Origin of the sequence: Laspinema olomoucense D3b (genome assembly GCF_025370785.1) — a bacterium.
Taxonomy (GTDB): domain Bacteria; phylum Cyanobacteriota; class Cyanobacteriia; order Cyanobacteriales; family Laspinemataceae; genus Laspinema; species Laspinema olomoucense.
In genome coordinates this window covers 42,506-62,925 of record NZ_JAMXFA010000001.1, presented here as the reverse complement: position 1 = coordinate 62,925, position 20,420 = coordinate 42,506, and the positions used below count along the sequence as shown (strand labels likewise).

15 protein-coding genes are annotated in these 20,420 nt (G+C 46.9%); 2 read left to right on the top strand and 13 right to left on the bottom strand.

Features of this window, described 5'->3' with window-relative positions:
- Window positions 1-78 precede the first annotated feature (78 nt).
- Together NG792_RS00240 and NG792_RS00235 are read right to left on the bottom strand one after the other, a co-directional pair.
- Window positions 79-3,288 (bottom strand): EAL domain-containing protein, encoded by a 3,210-nt coding sequence (locus NG792_RS00240; protein WP_261234043.1) that lies wholly within the window; start codon window positions 3,286-3,288, stop codon window positions 79-81.
- A gap of 434 nt (window positions 3,289-3,722) precedes the next feature.
- Window positions 3,723-6,218: a PAS domain-containing sensor histidine kinase gene (locus NG792_RS00235; RefSeq protein ID WP_261200662.1), complete on the bottom strand. Its 2,496-nt coding sequence runs from the start codon at window positions 6,216-6,218 to the stop codon at window positions 3,723-3,725.
- 51 nt (window positions 6,219-6,269) lie between these two features.
- On the opposite strand from NG792_RS00235, the gene NG792_RS00230 reads away from it, so the two are divergent.
- Window positions 6,270-6,422, top strand: a complete 153-nt coding sequence (locus NG792_RS00230; RefSeq protein WP_261200661.1) for a hypothetical protein — start codon at window positions 6,270-6,272, stop codon at window positions 6,420-6,422.
- A 414-nt stretch (window positions 6,423-6,836) separates the two neighbouring features.
- Here the strand turns inward: NG792_RS00230 and NG792_RS00225 are convergent, their stop codons facing one another.
- The 3 genes from NG792_RS00225 to NG792_RS00215 all read right to left on the bottom strand — a co-directional run bounded on the left by NG792_RS00225 (window position 6,837) and on the right by NG792_RS00215 (window position 9,927).
- On the bottom strand, window positions 6,837-7,676 hold the full coding sequence (locus tag NG792_RS00225; protein WP_263012699.1) for an ion transporter: 840 nt from the start codon (window positions 7,674-7,676) through the stop codon (window positions 6,837-6,839).
- A 309-nt stretch (window positions 7,677-7,985) separates the two neighbouring features.
- Complete coding sequence (locus NG792_RS00220; RefSeq protein WP_261200659.1) at window positions 7,986-8,123, bottom strand: hypothetical protein; 138 nt, start codon at window positions 8,121-8,123, stop codon at window positions 7,986-7,988.
- A 109-nt stretch (window positions 8,124-8,232) separates the two neighbouring features.
- On the bottom strand, window positions 8,233-9,927 hold the full coding sequence (locus NG792_RS00215) for a transglutaminase domain-containing protein (RefSeq protein ID WP_261200658.1): 1,695 nt from the start codon (window positions 9,925-9,927) through the stop codon (window positions 8,233-8,235).
- Between the two features lie 439 nt (window positions 9,928-10,366).
- Between NG792_RS00215 and NG792_RS00210 the strand changes: the two genes are divergently transcribed.
- On the top strand, window positions 10,367-11,188 hold the full coding sequence (locus NG792_RS00210) for a DUF928 domain-containing protein (RefSeq protein ID WP_261234041.1): 822 nt from the start codon (window positions 10,367-10,369) through the stop codon (window positions 11,186-11,188).
- A gap of 186 nt (window positions 11,189-11,374) precedes the next feature.
- Here NG792_RS00210 and NG792_RS00205 read toward each other — a convergent pair whose 3' ends face one another.
- The 8 genes from NG792_RS00205 to NG792_RS00170 form a co-directional block, all read right to left on the bottom strand.
- Window positions 11,375-12,955, bottom strand: coding sequence for an HlyD family efflux transporter periplasmic adaptor subunit (locus tag NG792_RS00205; protein ID WP_261200656.1), 1,581 nt, complete (start codon window positions 12,953-12,955; stop codon window positions 11,375-11,377).
- Between the two features lie 33 nt (window positions 12,956-12,988).
- Entirely contained in the window at window positions 12,989-14,731 is a 1,743-nt protein-coding gene (locus NG792_RS00200; protein ID WP_261234039.1) for a zinc metalloprotease, read from the bottom strand.
- Window positions 14,732-15,095: 364 nt separating this feature from the next.
- Window positions 15,096-15,317: a hypothetical protein gene (locus tag NG792_RS00195; protein ID WP_261234037.1), complete on the bottom strand. Its 222-nt coding sequence runs from the start codon at window positions 15,315-15,317 to the stop codon at window positions 15,096-15,098.
- On the bottom strand, window positions 15,304-15,537 hold the full coding sequence (locus NG792_RS00190; RefSeq protein ID WP_261234036.1) for a hypothetical protein: 234 nt from the start codon (window positions 15,535-15,537) through the stop codon (window positions 15,304-15,306). Before NG792_RS00190 ends, NG792_RS00195 begins: the two co-directional genes overlap by 14 nt.
- Window positions 15,534-15,704 carry a hypothetical protein gene (locus tag NG792_RS00185; RefSeq protein WP_261200652.1) on the bottom strand — a complete coding sequence of 57 codons (171 nt, stop codon included), beginning with the start codon at window positions 15,702-15,704 and terminating at the stop codon, window positions 15,534-15,536. The genes NG792_RS00190 and NG792_RS00185 overlap by 4 nt, the downstream gene beginning before the upstream one ends.
- A gap of 67 nt (window positions 15,705-15,771) precedes the next feature.
- Window positions 15,772-16,521 (bottom strand): THxN family PEP-CTERM protein, encoded by a 750-nt coding sequence (locus NG792_RS00180; RefSeq protein ID WP_261234034.1) that lies wholly within the window; start codon window positions 16,519-16,521, stop codon window positions 15,772-15,774.
- 261 nt (window positions 16,522-16,782) lie between these two features.
- On the bottom strand, window positions 16,783-17,610 hold the full coding sequence (locus NG792_RS00175; RefSeq protein ID WP_261234033.1) for a peptidylprolyl isomerase: 828 nt from the start codon (window positions 17,608-17,610) through the stop codon (window positions 16,783-16,785).
- A gap of 50 nt (window positions 17,611-17,660) precedes the next feature.
- A partial coding sequence (locus NG792_RS00170) for a C2 family cysteine protease (protein WP_261234032.1) occupies window positions 17,661-20,420 on the bottom strand: 2,760 nt, incomplete at its 5' end.

Below are 20,420 nucleotides of genomic sequence, written 5' to 3'. Positions count from 1 at the left end.
GAGATAGGGATCGGGTTGAAGCTACAGCGAACGCACTTGGAGCCAGATCCGGCGAGGGTACAAACCCCCGCCTGGTGTTTAACTTACCTCTAGGTCACTCAACTGGCCCCGTCTTAATAAGAGTGCAGCCGCTTCACCGTTAACGGGTGCGGAAAAGAAGTAGCCCTGACCATATTTACAGCGGAGGATTTGGAGTTCGTGCATAGAATCTAGGGTTTCAATGCCTTCTGCAATCACATCCAATCCTAGGGTATGCGCCAGGGTCACAATAGTTCTTACAATTTCTGAATCGTCATTGAGCGCGGACATTTGGCTAATAAAAGAGCGGTCGATTTTTAATACATCCACGGGAAAGCGGTGGAGATAACTCAAAGACGAGTAACCTGTGCCAAAATCATCAATGCATAACTGAATATCCAGGGCTTTGAGGCGATCCAGGATGGCGATCGCCCCTTCCGGGTCTTCCACTAGGGCCGTTTCCGTAATTTCTAATTTCAAATCCCAGCCATCAACCCCGGTTTCTTGGAGAATTTCCTCAACGCGATCGCTCAAATTCTGAGTCAATTGCTTCCCGGAAAGATTCACACTCATTTTCAGGGAAGGGTAGGTGGGAAATTGCTTTTTCCAGCTTCTTAACTGACTACAGGATTGAACCAGCGCCCATTCGCCGATTTGTTCGATCGCGCCAGTTTCCTCAGCCACCGGGATAAATACATTAGGAGAAATCCACCCTTTGCGGGGATGATACCATCGGATCAAGGCTTCAAATCCACTAATTTCTCCCGTGGACAGTCTCACAATGGGCTGATAAAACATCTGAAACTCGCCGCGTTCGACCGCCCAGCGCAGATCCGTCTCTAACTCCAAGCGCAGGATGGCTTCCTCACGCATGGTTGTATCAAAGACCACGTATCCGCCTTTTTCCCGAGCCTTGGCGCGATACATGGCAATATCGGCATCCCGCAGAAAATCGGGCTGACGCCGATCGCCTGCGGTACTATGAACGATGCCAATGCTAATCCCGGCAAACACCTCGTGATTTCCCACATTAAAAGGCTGACGCAAGGTTTCGTGGACTTGGTGCGCGACGGCGATCGCATCCTCAACCCGGGGAATATCTTCCAACAACAAGGTAAATTCATCCCCGCCAAAACGGGCTAGGGTATCATTAGGACCTAAACATTGTTCCAGTCGTCCGGCGATCGCCATCAACAAGCGATCGCCCACGGAATGACCTAAACTATCATTCACCAACTTGAACTCATCCAAATCCATGAACAAAACCGCAAATTCATAATCCGCTTCACTCTGAGCGCGGGAGACTGCTTTGACCAACCGATCCATAAAAAAGCCTCGGTTCCATAACCCCGTGAGTGCATCGTGAGAGGCATTGTATCGGAGTTGCGCCTCTGTCCATTTTCGATCGGTAATATTCACCACAGACCCTTCATAATACATCAATTGATCACTAACATCACGCACCGCACGAGCATTTTGAGAAATCCAAATCATACTACCATCAGCCCGATAAACCTGAGCCTCAAATCCTGAAACCACATCTTGTTCCTGTAACAGGCGAATAAACTCCTGTGGACAGCGAGGATCAACATAGAGTTGAAGGGAGCGATCGCACAATGCCGCCATCAATTCTGGCAAGGAAGCATAACCATAGATCGCCGCCAAAGCTGGATTCGCGCTCATATACCGTCCATCCGGCGTAGTCTGAAAAATTCCTTCTACCGCATTCTCCACAATACTGCGATAGTTAGCTTCTGCTTGCTGGAGTGCCTTTAAAGTCTGTAACCGATGTAAGACTGACCCCACTTGGATCGCCATCGAGGAGATGCGCGGCAGCATTCGCCGATCCAGTTTCCCGGGGGTTGACAGAAAAAAGACCAACACCGCCAGGACCCGGCGATCGGCCAGAATTGGAATCCCCAAGGCACTGGTGAGTCCACAGGCGATCGCCCTGTGATGGCTAGAAAACCCTTTCTCGGGTTCGGCGGCGAGATCCTCAATCCATTCCGGTTCTGCCGATGCCAGGACTCGTCCGGGTAACCCCTGATTGAGTTCTAACCGCCAGCCACTGCTCCTGGCGGCGTAAGCGGTTCCCGGTGCCGCGTACCCCACCGAGGAACAGTCTAAAGCCGTTCCCTCGGGGTTGGCCACCCAAACTTCCCCTGCAGAATATCCCAGGGTTTCTCCGAGGCTACAAAGTGCGATTTTTAAAGCAGATTCAAAATCGGGCGCTGCACTCACGGCCTGGGTCATGTTTTCCCACAGACGAATGTGAGCATCGACTCGACTGGGGTCTTCAATCTCGATTCCGGTCGCGATCCAATAGTCTAAGGTCTGGCGATCGCCCCTGAACACGGCCCGAACACACCACTCCACCCAGATTTCTTCTCCCTTTTTTGTGAGAAGGCGGTTTTGAATTCGTTGAGGTTGAGTGTGCTGGGTGAGTTGTTCAAAGCTTGCACAGACCAATGGCCGGTCAGGTTCGGGGATAAATGTATGAATATAATTCATCCCCACTGCTTCCGGACGAGTATAACCGACGCGCTCCAACATGGCTTGATTCATAAAGAAAACTGTGCCATTGGGTTTGATGACACAGTTAAAGGCTGGGTTGGTATCGAGTAGACTCAACAACCCGTCTGAGGCGACAGGCAGTGCTTCCTCCTCCTCAGTGAGATGCCCTTGGAACTGGTTTTGCATTCTCAGGCTAATATGATGCAGCATCAGGAAGGTTCCGGTGGTACTTAGGAAGATCAACAGGGCAATTTGATAGGGCTTTTGGACCGTTTCCCAGGGGTTGAGTACCACCAGGAAGGATGATTTGGAAACATCTTGAGAAGACTGAGGTTTTAACGCGGTGCTAGAGTTGGCGATCGGCGCTCTGATTTTTCCCGGGAGTGAGGCATTTTCTGGAACAAAATAGCAGCGGGGAAGCCGGATAAATTGGCTCAAATTTATGATAAATTCCAGGTCGATGCATAAGCGATTTTTTATTAAGTGAACCGGATGGGGCCGGATATCCCCGCAGGGGATATCCCTAACTTTTTCTAAGGCTTGTTCCGCCACCCTCCTGGAACGACTGGGGAAAAAATCAGGATGACTCGAAACGGGGGAGAAGCCCGCAGGAGTTGCTGCGATCGCCGCCACTGCGTCGGACCCTCCGGTCAGGGCCGGTGGACGTTCCCAGGCCCATCCTCCCCCCGGGTGCTCCAGTCCAAGCACAGCCACGGCGATCGCCACTAATCCCAGGGCCACTCCTGCCCTGCTCATTCTTTGCCCCCTCTGACTCTTCATTTTTACCCCATTCCCCACCCATCACGTTTATAGTTTAGGACTTCTTTCCGATTAACCGTTGTTTGCTCCGACACAAAAGTTCCCGAAAATTCGTCTAACTTCTGGTTGAGGTAGTTCTGAGTTATTGTGAATATTTGTAACTCCTTCAATCATCGCTGTTGCCAGCGTTTGATTAAAAGATATCAGAAGAATGACCCCCTTTAATTTTTTTTAATAAAATTTAAAGAAATTTAAAAACCCCCAGTCTTAAGGTGACAGGGAGAGCCTTTTTGTTCCCGCTAAACCCCAGTTGTCAAACTTTTCTCCATTGATTAACTCAACTCAGAATACCTTGTCAACCGTAGGGACACGGAAATCCAGTGTCCCTTACTGATTCAATTTCGCCGCCCTATCCAATCTCTCCATCGAGCTTAGGGAATGGGTAAGGTCATAATAAATTCCGTTCCCAATCCCGGCCCGGACTTACAGTCAATTTGGCCCCGGTGTTTTTCTACAACAATTTGATAGCTAATCGATAAACCTAATCCCGTGCCTTTACCCGGGTTTTTGGTGGTAAAAAACGGCTCAAAAATATGTTTTTTAGTCTCGGCTGTCATTCCTCGACCATTATCAGAAATTCGGATCACTGCGCGGTCCCCTACCCGTTCGGTCCTAATGCAAATTCTGGGGGTAAAGTTTCCGGTAGAACTACCACTCAGGATCTGTCCCTTTCCGCGCTTTTGGATTTGTTCTTTCCCCTCTTCCTCTAAAACATCGATCGCATTGCCCAGTAAATTCATAAACACCTGATTCAGTTGTCCCGCATAACATTCAATGGGAGGAAGTTCCCCATACTCTTTAATCACCTCAATGCTGGACATTCCGGCTTTTGCCTTGAGACGATTTTGTAAAATCAGTAAGGTGCTATCAATCCCTTCATGAATATTCACCGACTTTTTCTGAGCTTGATCCAGGCGGGAAAAGTTTCGCAAAGACAGCACCACTTCCCGAATGCGATCGGCGCCTACTTGCATGGAAGACATCAGTTTTGGAAAATCTTCCATTAAAAAATTCAGGCCAATTCCTTCAATCTGCTGTTGAATCTTTGGAGTGGGTTCGGGATATTCTTCTCCATACAATTCCAGAAGCGCTAAAAGGTCTCGAACATATTGACGAGCATGAGCGATATTTCCATAAATAAAGCTGACGGGATTGTTAATTTCGTGAGCGACTCCCGCAACCAGTTGACCGAGACTGGACATTTTTTCCGTTTGAATCAGTTGGGTTTGAGTTTGTTTTAATTCCTGTAAGGTTTGTTTGAGTTCTTCAGCTTTTTGTCGAAATCGTTCTTCCGAACGGCGCAAGGCATCCTCGGCTTGTTTGCGTTCGGTAATATTTTGGGTCATAATCATTCCCGCAATGGCTTCTCCCTGTTCATTTTTCAGGGGTAAGGTATGGGTGAGATAGAGACGACTTCCAAAGGGAACTTCAGTAACGCTTTCCTGGCCCGCTAAGGCATCGCGGTAGAGGGGTTCGTAGAGGGCCGCAATGTCTGAGGGAAAGGCTTCTGCTAGGGTTTTACCTTCGATTAATTCTTTAGATAAGCCGACTTTGGGGAGTTCGGTTCCTTCGGCTAAGGTATGACGTAGTTCCGGATCGAAGAGGCAAACTGTCCCATTGGGAAAGTTTTTTGCCAGGGTACGATAGAGGGTTTCACTCCGGCGTAAAGCGACCTCCATTTGTTTGCGATCGCTAATATCAATGCCGATAAAAACGGCTTTTGTCCCTTTTTGATATTTCTGAGAAACTACTAAATAGCTGCGGGTTCCCCCCTTGGATTCTAGGGTAATTTCCGTGGATTGGGTGAGTTCAGGACGGGCAAAAAAGTCCTGAACCATCTCAGAGAATTTGGGACTGGTTTGCAAAAACCCCACTGGGCGATCGGCAAAGCTATCGGCAGGCATTTGGAAGGCGGCGGCTAAATGACGATTTACCCCCAAATAGCGTAAATCGGAACTGACCCAAGATACTAAACCGGGAACCGCATCCAAAACGGCTTGGAGTTGCTCATTGGCATTGTGCAAGTCAGCTTCTGCTTGTTTGCGTTCACTAATATCCCGCACGAAGGCACAGTGATATTCTTGACCATTAAAGGTTAAATAATTGACCCGGACTTCCACGGGAATGGCGTGATTTTGTTGGGTGAGGAAATGGGATTCAAAGGTAAAGGTTTGAAACTGTTTGATCGCTCGCCAATGTTCGGCCCAAATTGGGGGAGAAAAGGCGGGGTCAATTTGAGAAACCGTGAGGGTGCGTAACTCTTCTGGGGTATAGCCGAGTAACTGACAGGCGGCTTCATTGACATAGCTAAAGCGGGCGTCTGGGGTCATCCAGAGGACGGCATCTGCCGCTTTATCCATTGCAAACTGGGTGAGTTGTAAGGCGTCGGCGAGTTGTTTGCACTCGGTGACGAGTTCGGCGGACATGATCAACCCACCAATTTCGCCATCAGCGGCGAGCCAGGGTTGAATATCCCATTTAACCCATTCCTGTTTGCCATTGGGTTTAAGGAGACAATCCTCATGGCACAAGGGTTCTCCGGTTTCTATACAATGTTGATAGCGCTGTTGCCAGGATTCGCCCAGATGGGGAAAGAGTTCATAATGCGATCGCCCAATGGCACAGATTCGATCGCCGGAACCATATTCACTGTACCAACGTCGCGACCAGGCCAAATAGCGCATCTGGCGATCAACCATTGCCACCGCTGCCGGAACATATTCCACAAATTGGGATAACACCCCTTCGCTTTGCTGGAAAGCGGTGGGGATTTTTGCGGGTGCGGATCGGGTGGTTTTGGGATTGTTGCTATTGAGGTTGGGGTTGGGTTGCACCTTGAGGGAGTGATTAACGGAAATCTGTTGCATGGTGGGAATCCTCCTGGTATGGAATGCAGATAGGGTTTCCGGAGTTGTGGAGTGGAGTTCCCTCATGCGATCGCCGAGTTCCGGCTTTTGACTGGTCTTCTTCCAGGTTCAAAAGTTCCGCATCGCGATCGCACTGAAGACCGATTTGGACTGCGGTCCTCGGATCCCACGCATCCGAATGATAGTGCCGCCTGGAAAGAGTGATGCAAACCCCGACCATTCGCCGAACCCCTTCAAAATTGAGATATAGATGCAAGTCGAGAGCATGGCCCTCGGATCTCCAGATCGAGATACTCCCTTCTAGCCTTCCTGATGAGTTGTTAGTCTATTTTGGTTCAGCGGTAGTTTCTGGCGACGTGATTTTTTTGGCATTTTAGCCAAAATCCTTAACAATTTGTAGCATATTTTCATCTAAATTTTAACTTTTGTAAAAACTTGACAATTAAGACAAACTATGTTCTCATCAGTGAGGCATCAGAAGCGATAAAGTCTATCTGCGATCGCCGCTGTCGTTCGCGTAGCAAATTGCCCGGAAAGGGGTTCCATCAATCCTCCCTGCTGTGCCTAAAAATTGCCCCATTTCTTCACCGCAACTGAGTAACCTATCCACCCACCGTTTTAACTTTCCGCATCTGGCGATCGCGCCGGATTCAAGGGGGAAGAATTTAACGCAGTGCCACAAACTTTGCAAAACTGAGCATCGCGATCGTGACGAGACAACCCACATCCTTCACAAGGGGTTTCCACCCGGTTAGCATTTTTCACCAATTCTTTAATTAACGCCCCCAGTTGTCCTGGAATCAGCGCAATCCCTGAAATAATCATCAAAATTGTCAGTAATCGCCCGCCCTGAGATAACGGCGTCACATCCCCAAATCCCACGGTTGTCATGGTAACTACGCAAAAATAGACCGCATCGATAAAGGTGCGAAATGCCTGGGGATTTATGGGATGTTCGACTTGATAAATTAACCCGGAATAAACAAAAACAATGGTAAACAGAGTAAAGATAATCCGGCGAATAATTAATTGATCTTCACCCTCGGTACTGTCAAAAAACACTTGACTTTCTACAAAGCGCAGCAATCGCAAAATTCTAAACCATCGCAAGAGGCGCAAGTAGCTAATGCCGAAATTTCCGATAAATAAGGGGAGAATTACGATTAAATCTATAAGCGAATAAAGGCTAAAAAAGTAAGTTATTTTATGGGGTGCAGCCCAGAAGCGTAAAACATATTCCAGGAAAAATACCAGCAAAATCAAAGTATTCAGTTTATCTAAAATTAAGACAACCTGAATCGGTATTTCATAGGTTTCAATAACAAATATTGCCGAAGATAATAAAACCAGACTGGTCAAAATAAGGTTAATCCATTTTCCAGCCCGGGTTTGGGTATCGTCTAAATAAAAAGCGAGTTTTTCGGCCAAGTCTTTAGGGATAAAGTAGTATAGATTCAACCGTATTGAGACTTCCAGTTGGAGGCGGGGGGTTTAATTCCCCGCTTCCTTCTAAAGTCCGGAATCAGAGGGTGATACCGAATTCGGTGGCTCCAGGTCTATAAAAAGAAGCGCGACTCAAGGGTGGGTCTACACGGAATTAGCCCGAGAAGCGCGGGCTGAAGAAAAACCGACTTTTGACAACCGGATTTGGTATGACTCCTGGAGGAATCCCTAGAACATCGGTAGCCGATGAGATCCAAGGGCCAAAAACCCGGTAACAGTCCCCTTATATCTAAATGCTGGACCGAGGCCCTAGTTCCTGAGAACTTAACGAGAGCGTTTTTCCTTTTCCTGACGGCGGCGATCGCGCCATTCCGCTGCAGTGAGATAGATAATTCCTCCCGTTACCAGGACCATCAATCCTAGGGTTCCAGTTGCTAGAACAGTATAGATAGTCGTCTCCACAAGTCCTCCCCAATCAAAAATCAGTGTTCACAGAGTCAGAGTTTAAGGGACGGCAGTCATCCACTCGGAGGAAGTCACCTGAACAGAGGACCGCTGAGGGTGGGCTATTTTAGCTAGGTGGTGGCAGTTCACCTAAAATCGTGAATCGGACGTGATTGATTGCCAAATCCCCCAGACGGATCTCGCTTTTATGTAAGGGTACTCCCTTGAGTTTGAGACTTTCAAACCGGATCCCTTTGCCCAATTCCACATGATACCAAGCTAATCCCATAAAAAACCGCATCGGGTTAGGGCCGCTATCTTGATTATCATCGGGATTGGATTCCATGGGGATCCAACCTAATCCGGGAATGTAGAACTCCAACCAGACATGATTGTAGTCCGGTTGCATGGGAACCCCTTGGCGATCGGGGTGGGGTGGGCATTTGTAACGTCCCACGGTGCGGCAGGCAATCCCATTTAAACGCAATAGCGCCAGCATTAAACCCACATATTCGCCACAGGAACCGATACCGCGTTCGAGCACGATATCTGGGGTATCAATGTGGGGTTTGATGCCGTAGTCCAGCTTTTCATAAACATAATCGCGAATACTTAGGACCTTTCGGAGGAGATTGGTTTCAGTCCCGATCGCCTCAACGGCTGCTTTCTGAACGATGTCCGTATCCATTGCCAGATTGTCATTATCGACTAAATAGCGATCGGCAAATTCCGGCGGCAGTTCCGGCAGATTTTCCACATCCCGAGGGGAAAGACGGTACTTGATACTGCGGACCTCTAAAAGCGCTTTCCAACCAAAGACCCGCGCCTCGTGGGGTTTGAGACTGTCGAACTTAAAGACGGCAATCCGTTGTCCATCCAGAACTTCTTCCTCAAAGGGCAGTCCGATCGCCTCAATTTTCTTCAATTTTTGCCGGGGAGTTTCAGCGGGAAAGGCAATCCGCCATTCCAAATGAGCCAGATCCAATTCATCCAGGGGAGAGAGTTCCTCAACGTAGGAAATTTCCATGAGATAGCCGTTGGATAAGGCAAAATATTCATCTTCATGGTAATGAAAATGCAACGGATGAATAAACGTGCGATCGCGAAAGGCCAATTGGTGCGGATCGGCGGAATTCGGGTCATCCCGAATATAGATTTCTTCCGAAGCATAGGCAACGTAGAGAATTTCTTCCCCAGTTTCTGGATGGCGATGGAAGGCCAAACCGGAGGGACGTTCAAAGGGAGTAAGCACACTAAAAACTAGAGTACCCGTGGCGCGATCGAGACAGTAAACCGTTTGTTCCTCCGAATCGGAAACCCAGAGATATTCCGCCTGGACTGTCAAACTTTCTACCCCAATTCCCGGGGCGTAAAATCGGGTAATTTCCTCCCCAGTTTTGCGATTAAAAATCAAAATATAGCCAGTTTTTTGAGAACTGACATAAACCGTAGAACCCCAAACCGCTACCCCATTGGCGGGATATGGCAAGGTTACGAAATGTTGGGGATTGAGTTCTTGGGTTTCCAAACCCGAGCGAGCATTTTCACAAAAATAAACACTGTTTTCCCGGGTGAGCCAGAGGGTATCTTCCCAGAAGCAAAGACCAGTGGTATCGACAAATTCAGAAGCATGATAGGGATTAAGAATTTTTGTGTTGTCGTTGGTACAGTCAATTTCTAGGAGATAGCCCCGGGCGGAATCAATGGCAATCAGTGCATCGTCAACAAAGGCCATAGAGTGCAGCTCATAGACGCCATAAGGTCTAATCGTGCGTAACCAGGGGTTAATTTGATGGGAGAGGACAGGTGAATCAAAGCTCATAGAAAACTAATCTAAGGGTGCTAAAAGGGATAGGAGATCAACGGATAACTGGGGGTAGAGTCATGGCAGTGGCTTTCTCAAGTCTTCGTTAACTTGTCTCCCGCAAGAGACGGAAAGTTTGTCCTTGGGTGGAGAGCGGTTATGATGGATTTAAACACTTATCAAAGGGTTTAAACTGGTGATCGGTGTGAATCCGCGATCGCCATCCCATCTAAGAGCAGGGTGATGTCTCTTGAAGGGTGCAAATCCTTGGCAAACCGCACGAGTGGGGGTAAAGAACCCCGAGATCGCTATGGTTTGGGGTGCACGGTTGCTAATTTAGCAATTTTAGTGGGATTCAATGTGTTCAGAGAGAGCGTTTCACTCTCGGCAGGACGGGTCCATCTTGATTTATCCCGCGTGCTCTTACTATCTAAATTCACCACAAGGCCCCTCTATTATGATTTTAAGAAAGTCTTCTTTCTCCTTAATTGCTCTATCGATGGCATTCGCGGTGGCATTCGGTGGGAGTGCCGCTTTTACCAACCCCGCGAACTCTGCTTCTGTCTCTGGCGCGATCGCCCAAAACGAGTTGCCCACAAATTGGAACGTATTTGAGACCCCCGAAGGTGCACCTGGACGACGGATTGGCGGCGGAACTCGGGGGACCTGTCCGAAGAGTGCATCCGGCATGATTGCTCTAGTCCCTGAGAATAATCTGGGATTGACCCTCTCGAATACCCCTACCTTTTTGTTTTACGTCCCTAAAATTGATGACGCCAATCCGGGGCAAATTGAGATGGAATTTATCCTGGTGGATGAATCGGACCCCGAAAACGCCCAAGAAATTTATCACCATAGAGCGCCTTTACCTAAAGGAGGGGGAACCATTGCTCTCACTCTACCCGATGATGAGAATCTCCCCCCGTTGCAAGTCAATCAATTTTATAGTTGGTACTTCTCACTGATTTGCAATCCGAAAGCATCAGACCCCTCGATTTTAGCCATCGGAGGTTGGATAGAACGGATCGAACCCTCACCGACGTTGACTCAGGAACTCGAACCCCTACCATCCCGCGATCGCATTGCTGTCTACGAGCGGGAACTGCTGTGGTTTGATGCGATCGGTACCCTGGCGCAGCTTCTCCAGGAAAACCCCAACGACTCCCTGTTACGGCAAAAATGGAATGCGCTCCTAGAATCCGTCAACCTCTCAGAAGTTGCTCAGGCCCCTTTCCTCACTCTGGAGCCGGAGCAAACCTCAACCCGCGATCGGCGATGATTTAGGACCCACCCTTTCAGGTCAACCTCAGACCCTAGGGGCAACCACCCGCGATCGGATTGCCCCTAACCTCTCTTCTATAGACCCCTATTTCACCGTAAATTGGGTTTTCAAGCGTAAAAAAGGTCGAACCCCGACACAAAAGCACGCCAGGACTGTTATAGTCCCTCATAAAGTTTCGCCTATTTATTTATCAAATCCCACAAAATATTTATCCAAATTAAACAACTTATTTAATTCATGTTGAGCTTTTTGATAAATTCGCATCTGTCCCGTTGCAATATGGGCAAATCCTTCACTTCCAGGGCGTAAACTCTGGTCGTGATTTTCAATTAAAATAGTCAAAGTCAACATCGGATTAGTCCCGGATTGATCCGAAGCAATCTTCGGTAAAATCTCTTGAACCGTGGCCCGGTAACTCGGACTATAAGGGTCACGAACCTTAAAAATTACGGGTTGATTGCGTTTGACCAAATTTCCATCTTCCTGGGAGACTTCTACCGTTGCAGTAAGCTCGGATAAATTAACAATTTCCATCAGTTCTTGACCCATTTGTACCGGGGCTTGATCTACTAAGTCTAAATCAGCCGTCACGACTGTTCCGGTGATTTTAGACTTTAAAATCAGATCCTGTTGGCGATCGCGCAATCGGGCGAGTTCCGCTTCTGCCTTAGCCACCCTTTCCGATTCATTCTGGATCTGTATTACTGCCCCTTCCACTTCGGTTTCCACAGAACGCTGTAATGCTAACTGTTGCTCCAGCTCATTGGCTCGCTCATCGCGCAACTCTTCTGCTTTATTTTTAAGTTCTGCAATCTGTTCATATTTAGCAGCAATTAATCCCTGTTTTTGCTCAATCAAATTTTCTCGTTGACGGATTTCGCTTTCATATTGGCGGATTTGCTGGCGCTTCACATCTATTTGGCTCATTTGTTGATTAATCTGAGCTTTCAGGATATTTTCTTCCTTCTGAGATTTATTAAACTCATTCTGGGCTAATGCCCCTTCCAGAAGAACTGCTTGATATTGTTCGATTTCCGCTTGTAAAATTTGTAAATTTTTCTGATAATTTGTCGTATCTCCTTCTAAACCCGCAATTTCATACTGAATTCCAGTAATTTGCTCTTCAATGCCAAGCTGATTATTTTTAGCCCCAGCTATTTCACTTTCAATACTGTTAATTTCTTTTTCTAGCTGCCGAATTTGCGGTGAGTTGTTTCCGGCGATAATTGCTTCAAACTCCCCTTGTTCTTTTTCAGCACGACTGCGGGCGATCGCCACATCCTGTTTAGCCTTCAATAGTTGCATCTCGCCCATTTTTAGCCGACTTTTGGCATCATCAAGTGCTGAATTGGCTTGCTGCAAACTCTGTTGTGCCTGAGCAATTTGCTGTTCTATTTCGGCACTATAAACCTCCGCAACAATATCCCCTTCTGTCACCAATCCATTACTCTTAACTTTCAGATTAACCGTACCGGCTACTGAAGTCGTAACATGGTGACGTTCATAGCTGCGGGAGGTAATTTTTCCTGCCCCTGTGACATGATTCGCGATGGGAATTCGGGCGATCGCCACCCCACACCCCAATAAAAATAGCAGCATTAACCCCTTCTTGTAAAAGGGAGAGGCAGCCGGTGCTTTTGCCGGGGAAACCACTTCAGGAGTCGGCGAAGCGGGCATCGTAGGTGGGATAGGTGGTTGAACCACCGATTTCGGCGGCACCACTTTCAGCGGAGACTTTTGGGGCTGATTCGGATTAGAACTCATAACAGTAAATGCCCTGACTACAAAGTTAACAAATCAATGCCTATTATTTGGATATAAAAAGTAAATCAACCACACTATTAAAAGTAAAATAGCCGTTGTTGGAATATTTGTTAAACTCCAATCGGCAATTTTTGCAAACAAGAATCCGAAAACAAAATAAATGTATGCCAAACTTAAAGGCGCATAAATGGTTAAAATTAAAATATCCCCTGCTTTTTCTCGTAACGGTTTCCCGCGCAGGAAATTACCATATAAAGCAAACGATCGCGTTCTGAGATTATTAATTCCCGTCAATGCCACTGCCAGATAATAGCCATCAAACTTAGCCATTGGATTAAAATTAATCGCCACCGTGACTAAAGCCGCCACCATCAGTAAATAACTCGCCGTATGTAGCCAACTACCGGGATTAGTCCAATTCCAAAACCACAAAGCACCGGCCCAAATGGCAAATTGAACCAACAAACCCGCCCCTACAACCAACACCCGTTTAAATCGAGGTAAACAGTAAGAATCCGTCGTATTCGTATAAGCCGCAGGCATAAACATCATCAGCAGCAATCCCATATTTGGAACCACACCCCCAAAGTTTTTTAACGTAAACGCATGACCCAATTCATGAAAAGCAACCACCAGCATTGACAGCAGAGCAAAAGGAATAATTAAAGCGGGACCATTGGCTTCCATGAGTTTCTGTCCCGTATAAAAAATAATTTCCCGCTGACGAATTCCCAAGACAGCAGCAGCAAATAAACACAGGAATAAAATCACCGCAAATGGCTTCGTCCAAATCCAGCGAATTCCCTCAATATGCCGAGTCAGCCAAGGGTCGGGATTGAATAAAGGAATCCGAAAATAAAGCAACTGCATCGGGTTAAATTTACCCCGAGGAGGAGTTGGCAACGTCGTTCCTTCTAACATTGCGGATGTCGTCAACAGTCGCAGGAGATTTTTCAACTCTTGGGGAGTAATACAGAATTCTGCAATAATTGAGGACGGCGATCGCCGTCCCAGTTGGTCGATAATTACTTTATCTGAATCACTCAATTGTAAAAAAGTAAAATCCTCCGGATTGCGAAGAATCCAATAGCCATCGGGATGGTTAATCCACTGAACAGACGCTTTCAGACCTGGAGAATTTGGAGGGCGATCGCCCGCAGGTTTTTCGGCATCAGATTGCTCTTGCCCTGAATCATCCCGTGCTAAAATCTGTAAATCAATCAACTTTTGTAGCAAATCCGGGATAAAATCAGCAGAAATTTCCCCAGGAAACTGCTGTTCACAGCGAGTTTGAATCTCAAAAGCGCTATATTTACCCGTAAAATAGTTTAAAGCATATCCTTCAACCGCCGAAAAAATTACCCGGAGATTGCCTTCAATAGCTTTGAGCAGAATTTGGTCAGAATCAGGGAGAGGAGATAGAGTCCAGTAAGGAGTTAAATCTGGACAAATCCAATCCATAGCCGTCTCATCCTCAGCCGCTAAAATCCCCAATTCAATCAATTTTTGGAGGAGTTCCCAAACAAAAGAGGGAGAAAGGGAGTCGCCAAATTGCTGGTGACAACGCCGCTGAATTTGGGCGATCGGCAACTTCCCGGTGAAATGCTGTAAAACAAATCCTTCCATCGGGGAAAACGTAAATTGACCCTCCCCTTGGCGCGACTTTAGCACCACCCTATCCGAATCTCGGACTTTAGCCAGTTGCCAGTAAGTGCCGAGATTCGGACAAATCCAGTGATCATAGTGGTTTTGAGAGTTAAGGGGTTGAGGGTTCATAGCGATCGCATCAGGGGTGAGAGGGTCTAGGGGTTCATCCAGTGGGTTACGGTTCTATTTCTTTATTAGGAGTAATCCCCCTGAATTATGCAGCCTGAACAATTTTGTTGCAAAACTTTACAAACACAGGGGGCGATCGGCAAGTTTTTGGGTCCTGGTAAAGAGCGATCGCCCTCTCAGATGACTTAGAAACCCGGTTTCTTTGCTTGGGTAAAAAGCGATCGACGATCAATGTTCTAGATGCCGATCAATTACTGACCAGATAATTACTCAAGGTAGTGCGCAAACGCTCATGTCTTGCTGATGAGACTGACCCGATAGAACCAATCACTCTATTACGAGGAACTACAGCAAGAAAACCCAATCAAATTAGAGATTTTACTCTCAACCCACTAGCAATAAAGTCTGAATCGTCTGGAGAAATGACATCATCAAAATCCACCACTTCTTGGTGAAGTTGGGTACTAATGCCACAAACTAAGAAGTCTTGATAAGGGGGAAATTCCCTGAGCAGAACCACTGGACGATTTTTTAGTGTCCCATCTGCTTGGGGAATGGGAGTCAGAGCAACATCAGCTTCTTTCATAATCAGGGTTCGTTACTTTGATGCTATCCAGTGGGTATTCATCTTCCGCATTGTAAGCTCTGTTCAGTTGATGACTTGACCAGGATAACCACGTTTCTCGTTCGGAGGGTTGTTCGGGAATTACTGTCACAATCAGTTTGGTGTTGGGTTCTAGCTGATAGGGTTCGTCTAGCTGAATAGACTGACCATCAAAATATGCTGATAAAGAAATAACTTTCATGGCTCAGATGAATTTTCGATGATTACTCTGAGGACATTATAGCTTGGATATCGCATCCCCAAAAAAAGCGATCGCCCATCTAAACAGCGATCGCCTCCAAAAAAGCGATTCCCTCCGGGACGCTGCGCGATCGCCCCTGGGAGCTTAGAAACCGGGTTAAAAGCCAAAATATCTGCTGAGATACAAAGGCTTTAAAAAAGATGCCTTAGTAATTGTTACAAATTGCTGAGATAATTATCTTACCAATTTATAGTTTTTACTCCGTCGCATCCGAGTGGTTGCCAGTCCGATTAAAACAACAGCCAACGCTGATGCCGGTTCAGGAACCGAAACATCATTATTGCCATCTTTTACAACCCGCGCTACGAGGAAGGCAGAAGAAGCTTTATGCTCCTCCGTAATAAATGAGGAAACGGGAGAGAGTCCATCAAGAGTGCGGCTAAACCCTAACAGTTCTAAGCTATAGTTAAAGCCATTTTTCTGGAAAGTCGTGCTGCTAAACGGACTGGTAAAGTCAATCTTATCATCACAGGGAGTGTTGCTAACTTGAAAAAACGGACAGGTTCCAGCAGTATTTGAAGTCTCATTAATCAAAAAACTGTAGTTAAATGAATGAAGGACTCCATCGATTGCCATTGAGAGGTCTAAATCAGCTCCTGATGCTGCCGTTCCTGCCCACAACGGGAAGTTCAAATGAGTCAATTGTCCAAGGACAAAGTTGCTCCCACTAGAAACAGAAACTAACGAAGAAGAACTGTTAAAGTTCAAACCACTTTGACCCGCAAGGGTGGCGGGACTTCCCCAACGCACTTGATTAGTATCAGTGCCATTGAATACAGAAGTTCCTTCGACGTTATCCCAAGTACCTGTAATGTTGCTCAGGGTGAAGGAAGCAGCATGAGCCGGAAGGGTTGAAGTGAGGGCAATTCCTGCGGTTGCACCGATGATTCCTAGGGATTTTACGAGTTCAGTAGATTTCAACATTTTGATGCTCCTGTATGTTTAAGGAAAAAGAAAAGTTTGGCGATCGGAGGGTGCGCTAGATGGGGACTCAATTCCGTCACATTGGAAGGAATTAGGTTGACCGCGTAACGCACCAAAACTGGCGTGGTTTTTGGGAAGGTGGGGACATCTAGGCGGAAAATTTTAATTTTTCGGGTAATCAAAAATATTCTGACGGCCTAAACTATCCTATTAATAACACTAAACTTGATTAGCTTGTACTAAAATTTTTAGCACATTGCCCTAAACCAAAATCTGAAGATTTATCCCTTGCATTTTACTTCTGAGCCACTCCTCAAAAAGCCGATCTTCAATTGTTCGTCGGAGGCTATCATTTAGATTAGCTTCGATTAACTGATCAAGCCGGAAAAAGCAGTGAAGATCTTCGACAACAATAGGGCCAATAATACTTCCGGGAGATTTGTCGTTAAAACCTGCTTGCAATTGTGGCGGCATTTCCTCACGGGGAAACACACCCATCCGGCCATCTAAATGTCGGTCTTCAGATATAGAATACTCTGCCACCAAGTAATTAAATTCTCCAGGATCCTGCTGTAGCGTTTCACTCACTTTCTGGGCAAGACCAGCCTCCTGAACGACTATCCGGGAAAGAGCAAGACGGTCAAAAAGACTGTGGTTCGCTTCAAAAAACTGGTCTACTTCAACCCCAGCAACCTGTTCGCGCAGTTTTTGAAACTTAATCCCCTTGATTGCCTTCTCCCGGAAACTCTCATAACTTAACTGATGCTCAGAAAGCCATTGCTCAAATGCCGGACGCTCTACAGCATTATTCTGTAGGCGAAAATCAAGAATAAATTGCTCGATTTCAGAGTCTGACACTTGAAAGTCACGGGATTGAAGTTCTCGATCTACGAGGTACTCTCGTAATACAGTGGACATCAACTGACCAAAGTTCCCCGAATCCTTGAGGTAAGTCATCACCTCTTGGATGGATAGAACATCATCGCCAATACGCAAAAAGTCAAAGTTATTCATGAAATACATTATTTTTTGGTAGAAACAAATAGGGGAGCGGCTTGGATTGATCTCCGCAAGAGACAGGAAAAACATTTTCTTGTCTCTTGCAACCTCACTAGAAGTCAGAAGTAGTTCTAGTTACCCTAGCCATTGACTGTCCAACGGCTAAAGTATGTTTTAATCTCGTTCCAAGTCATTTCTAATATGCCCGGTTTAAAAGCAGAGTCGCCATACTCGTATCCGCCTTCAGATCCCCAAGGATTAAATAGTTTGAACTTTCCAGTAGATTGATTGTAACCCACCATTGTGTAAGCATGGCTAGAAGCAACAGGAGAACCTTTTGTAGAGTCTTGGCCATAAGATCCAAAAGTCACTACTTTTCCATTGTTAAAGTCCTGAAGAATCTGACTAGCGCTTTGAAGGTAGTAAATACCTCCTGACCAATTTGACACTTGAGTTACTGGATGATGCATCCAACCGCCTTCAATACCTTTATAACTGTTTGTACCATCCTGACCAATCCAACCCGCCTCATTGATTTGAGCATAGGCTTTCTCGGCTAGTGCGACCCAAAGCTCATTGCTGGAGTTAGTGTAAGTATTCCACGAATTGCCTACTTTAGCAAAAGATAATGTCCCACCAGGATTCGTTGGCAGTAAACGATTGACTGTTACATAGTCTGTTCGACCATTGTTGAAGAAGCGAACTGTGTAAGTTCCATCATAATTGTCGATGAACATTTCCTTGATTTTGTTGGGATCCGCTAGAGCAATACCAGCTAATGCAGCAAGATAGTAACAATCACCCAAAGCTCCTTGACGAACATCGGTATATTGGATACCGTTTTGGAATAGTTGACCCTGGACATATTGATAGGTGGCTTGATTCGCTTCTCCATAGGCATATTCACCCTTTGCAAGAGGCAAATCTTTGCCGAAGAAGTGTTCATCAATCAGCTTCTGAAGATGAGCCTGACTGCTTCCCGCATAAAGATTACCCGAGGATTGACCAAGATACTTTTCATTAGCCTTGTTGCCGTGGGCGATCTTCTGGCTCAAGACTCGGACATGATCTGCCATCTTGATGTAAGTTACATCACTGGAGAGTAGCTTCAGGTCTGCCAACTCATTCGCATCAACCACCCCACCATCTTTAGCAGAGTCAAAGATTTCAATCATCTCCTGGCGAGAAAATATTCCATCTTGAAAATGTTTGCGTGCAAGAGCGCGAATTGTTGTGTCCTTGATATTCAGATCAAACCAGTCATTAGTAACAGGTGCTTGAGTCGTGAAGTTTGCGTAGCTCCATGCTCCCCAACCATCGATCCCATCAGTGGCCCGCACTGAGATGGGATCAGTATTAGTAGCACCACCACCAACAAACTTGACAGTGTGGAGCTTATCGGCATCTACAAAGAAGCTCTGACCTGCGGTCTGCCGGACACCATTAACCGTAAAATAACCACTGGTTGCTTGGGCATTACTGTCGAAGAACTCATAGCGAGTGACTTTATCACTATCCTTGTCACTGGTCGTGAAGTTGAGCGACATGGCAGTGTTTGCGTTCACAGTAGCGTTTTGGATGCTCACTATTGGGGCTGACCCTGCCTCAGTAGTCACCTGGTACTGTGACCAATTACTCCAGGTCTTGCCATCATAGGCAGCGATTTGGAGATTATCGCTGGTAGCTGTCGAGCCACCGACAAACTTCAGACCATTCAACTGATTAGCATTGAGATAAAGAGTCTGACCCGCAGATTGCTTAACTCCATTCAGCGTGAAGTAACCACTGTTACTATTAGTGTTGCCATCGTAAATTGCATACTGTGTAATGGTATCACCATCAGCATCCGTTACGGTAAAGCTTGGTGTGATGCTCTGAGCACGTTTGACTGTTTGATTATAAGTGGTGACCACCGGAGTACGGTTGACTTGCTGGGTTGTCAGCGTAACTGAGGGGTAATTACTCCATGCCTTGCCATCATAGGATTGGACGTAGACCGTATCCGTCCCACCTTGGCTACCACCGACGAAGCGGACATTACCCAGTTGGCTGGCATCCACGTAGAAGGAGCTATTCTGTTTAACCCCATTGACGGTGAAGTAACCGCTCGTGCTGTTGCTGTTGGCATCGTAGAAGTAGTACCGCTGCATCGCATCCCCGTCAGCGTCGTACACGGTGAAGAAGTTGGAGGCACTCAGACTTGTGCCTGTGTTCAGGGTGCGGTTATAAGTGGTGACCACCGGAGTACGGTTGACTTGCTGGGTTGTCAGCGTAACTGAGGGGTAATTACTCCATGCCTTGCCATCATAGGATTGGACGTAGACCGTATCCGTCCCACCTTGGCTACCACCGACGAAGCGGACATTACCCAGTTGGCTGGCATCCACGTAGAAGGAGCTATTCTGTTTAACCCCATTGACGGTGAAGTAACCGCTCGTGCTGTTGCTGTTGGCATCGTAGAAGTAGTACCGCTGCATCGCATCCCCGTCAGCGTCGTACACGGTGAAGAAGTTGGAGGCACTCAGACTTGTGCCTGTGTTCAGGGTGTTGTTATAAGTGGTGACCACTGGAGCACGGTTGACTTGCTGGGTTGTCAGGGTCACGGAGGGGTAATTACTCCAGGTTTTGCCATCAGAGGATTGGACGTAGACCGTATCCGTCCCTGCTTGACTACCACCGACGAAGCGGACATTACCCAGTTGGCTGGCATCCACGTAGAAGGAGCTATTCTGTTTGACCCCATTGACGGTGAAGTAACCGCTCGTGCTGGTGCTGTTGGCATCGTAGAAGTAGTAGCGCTGCATCGCATCCCCGTCAGCGTCGTACACGGTGAAGAAGTTGGAGGCACTCAGACTTGTGCCTGTGTTCAGGGTGTTGTTATAAGTGGTGACCACTGGAGC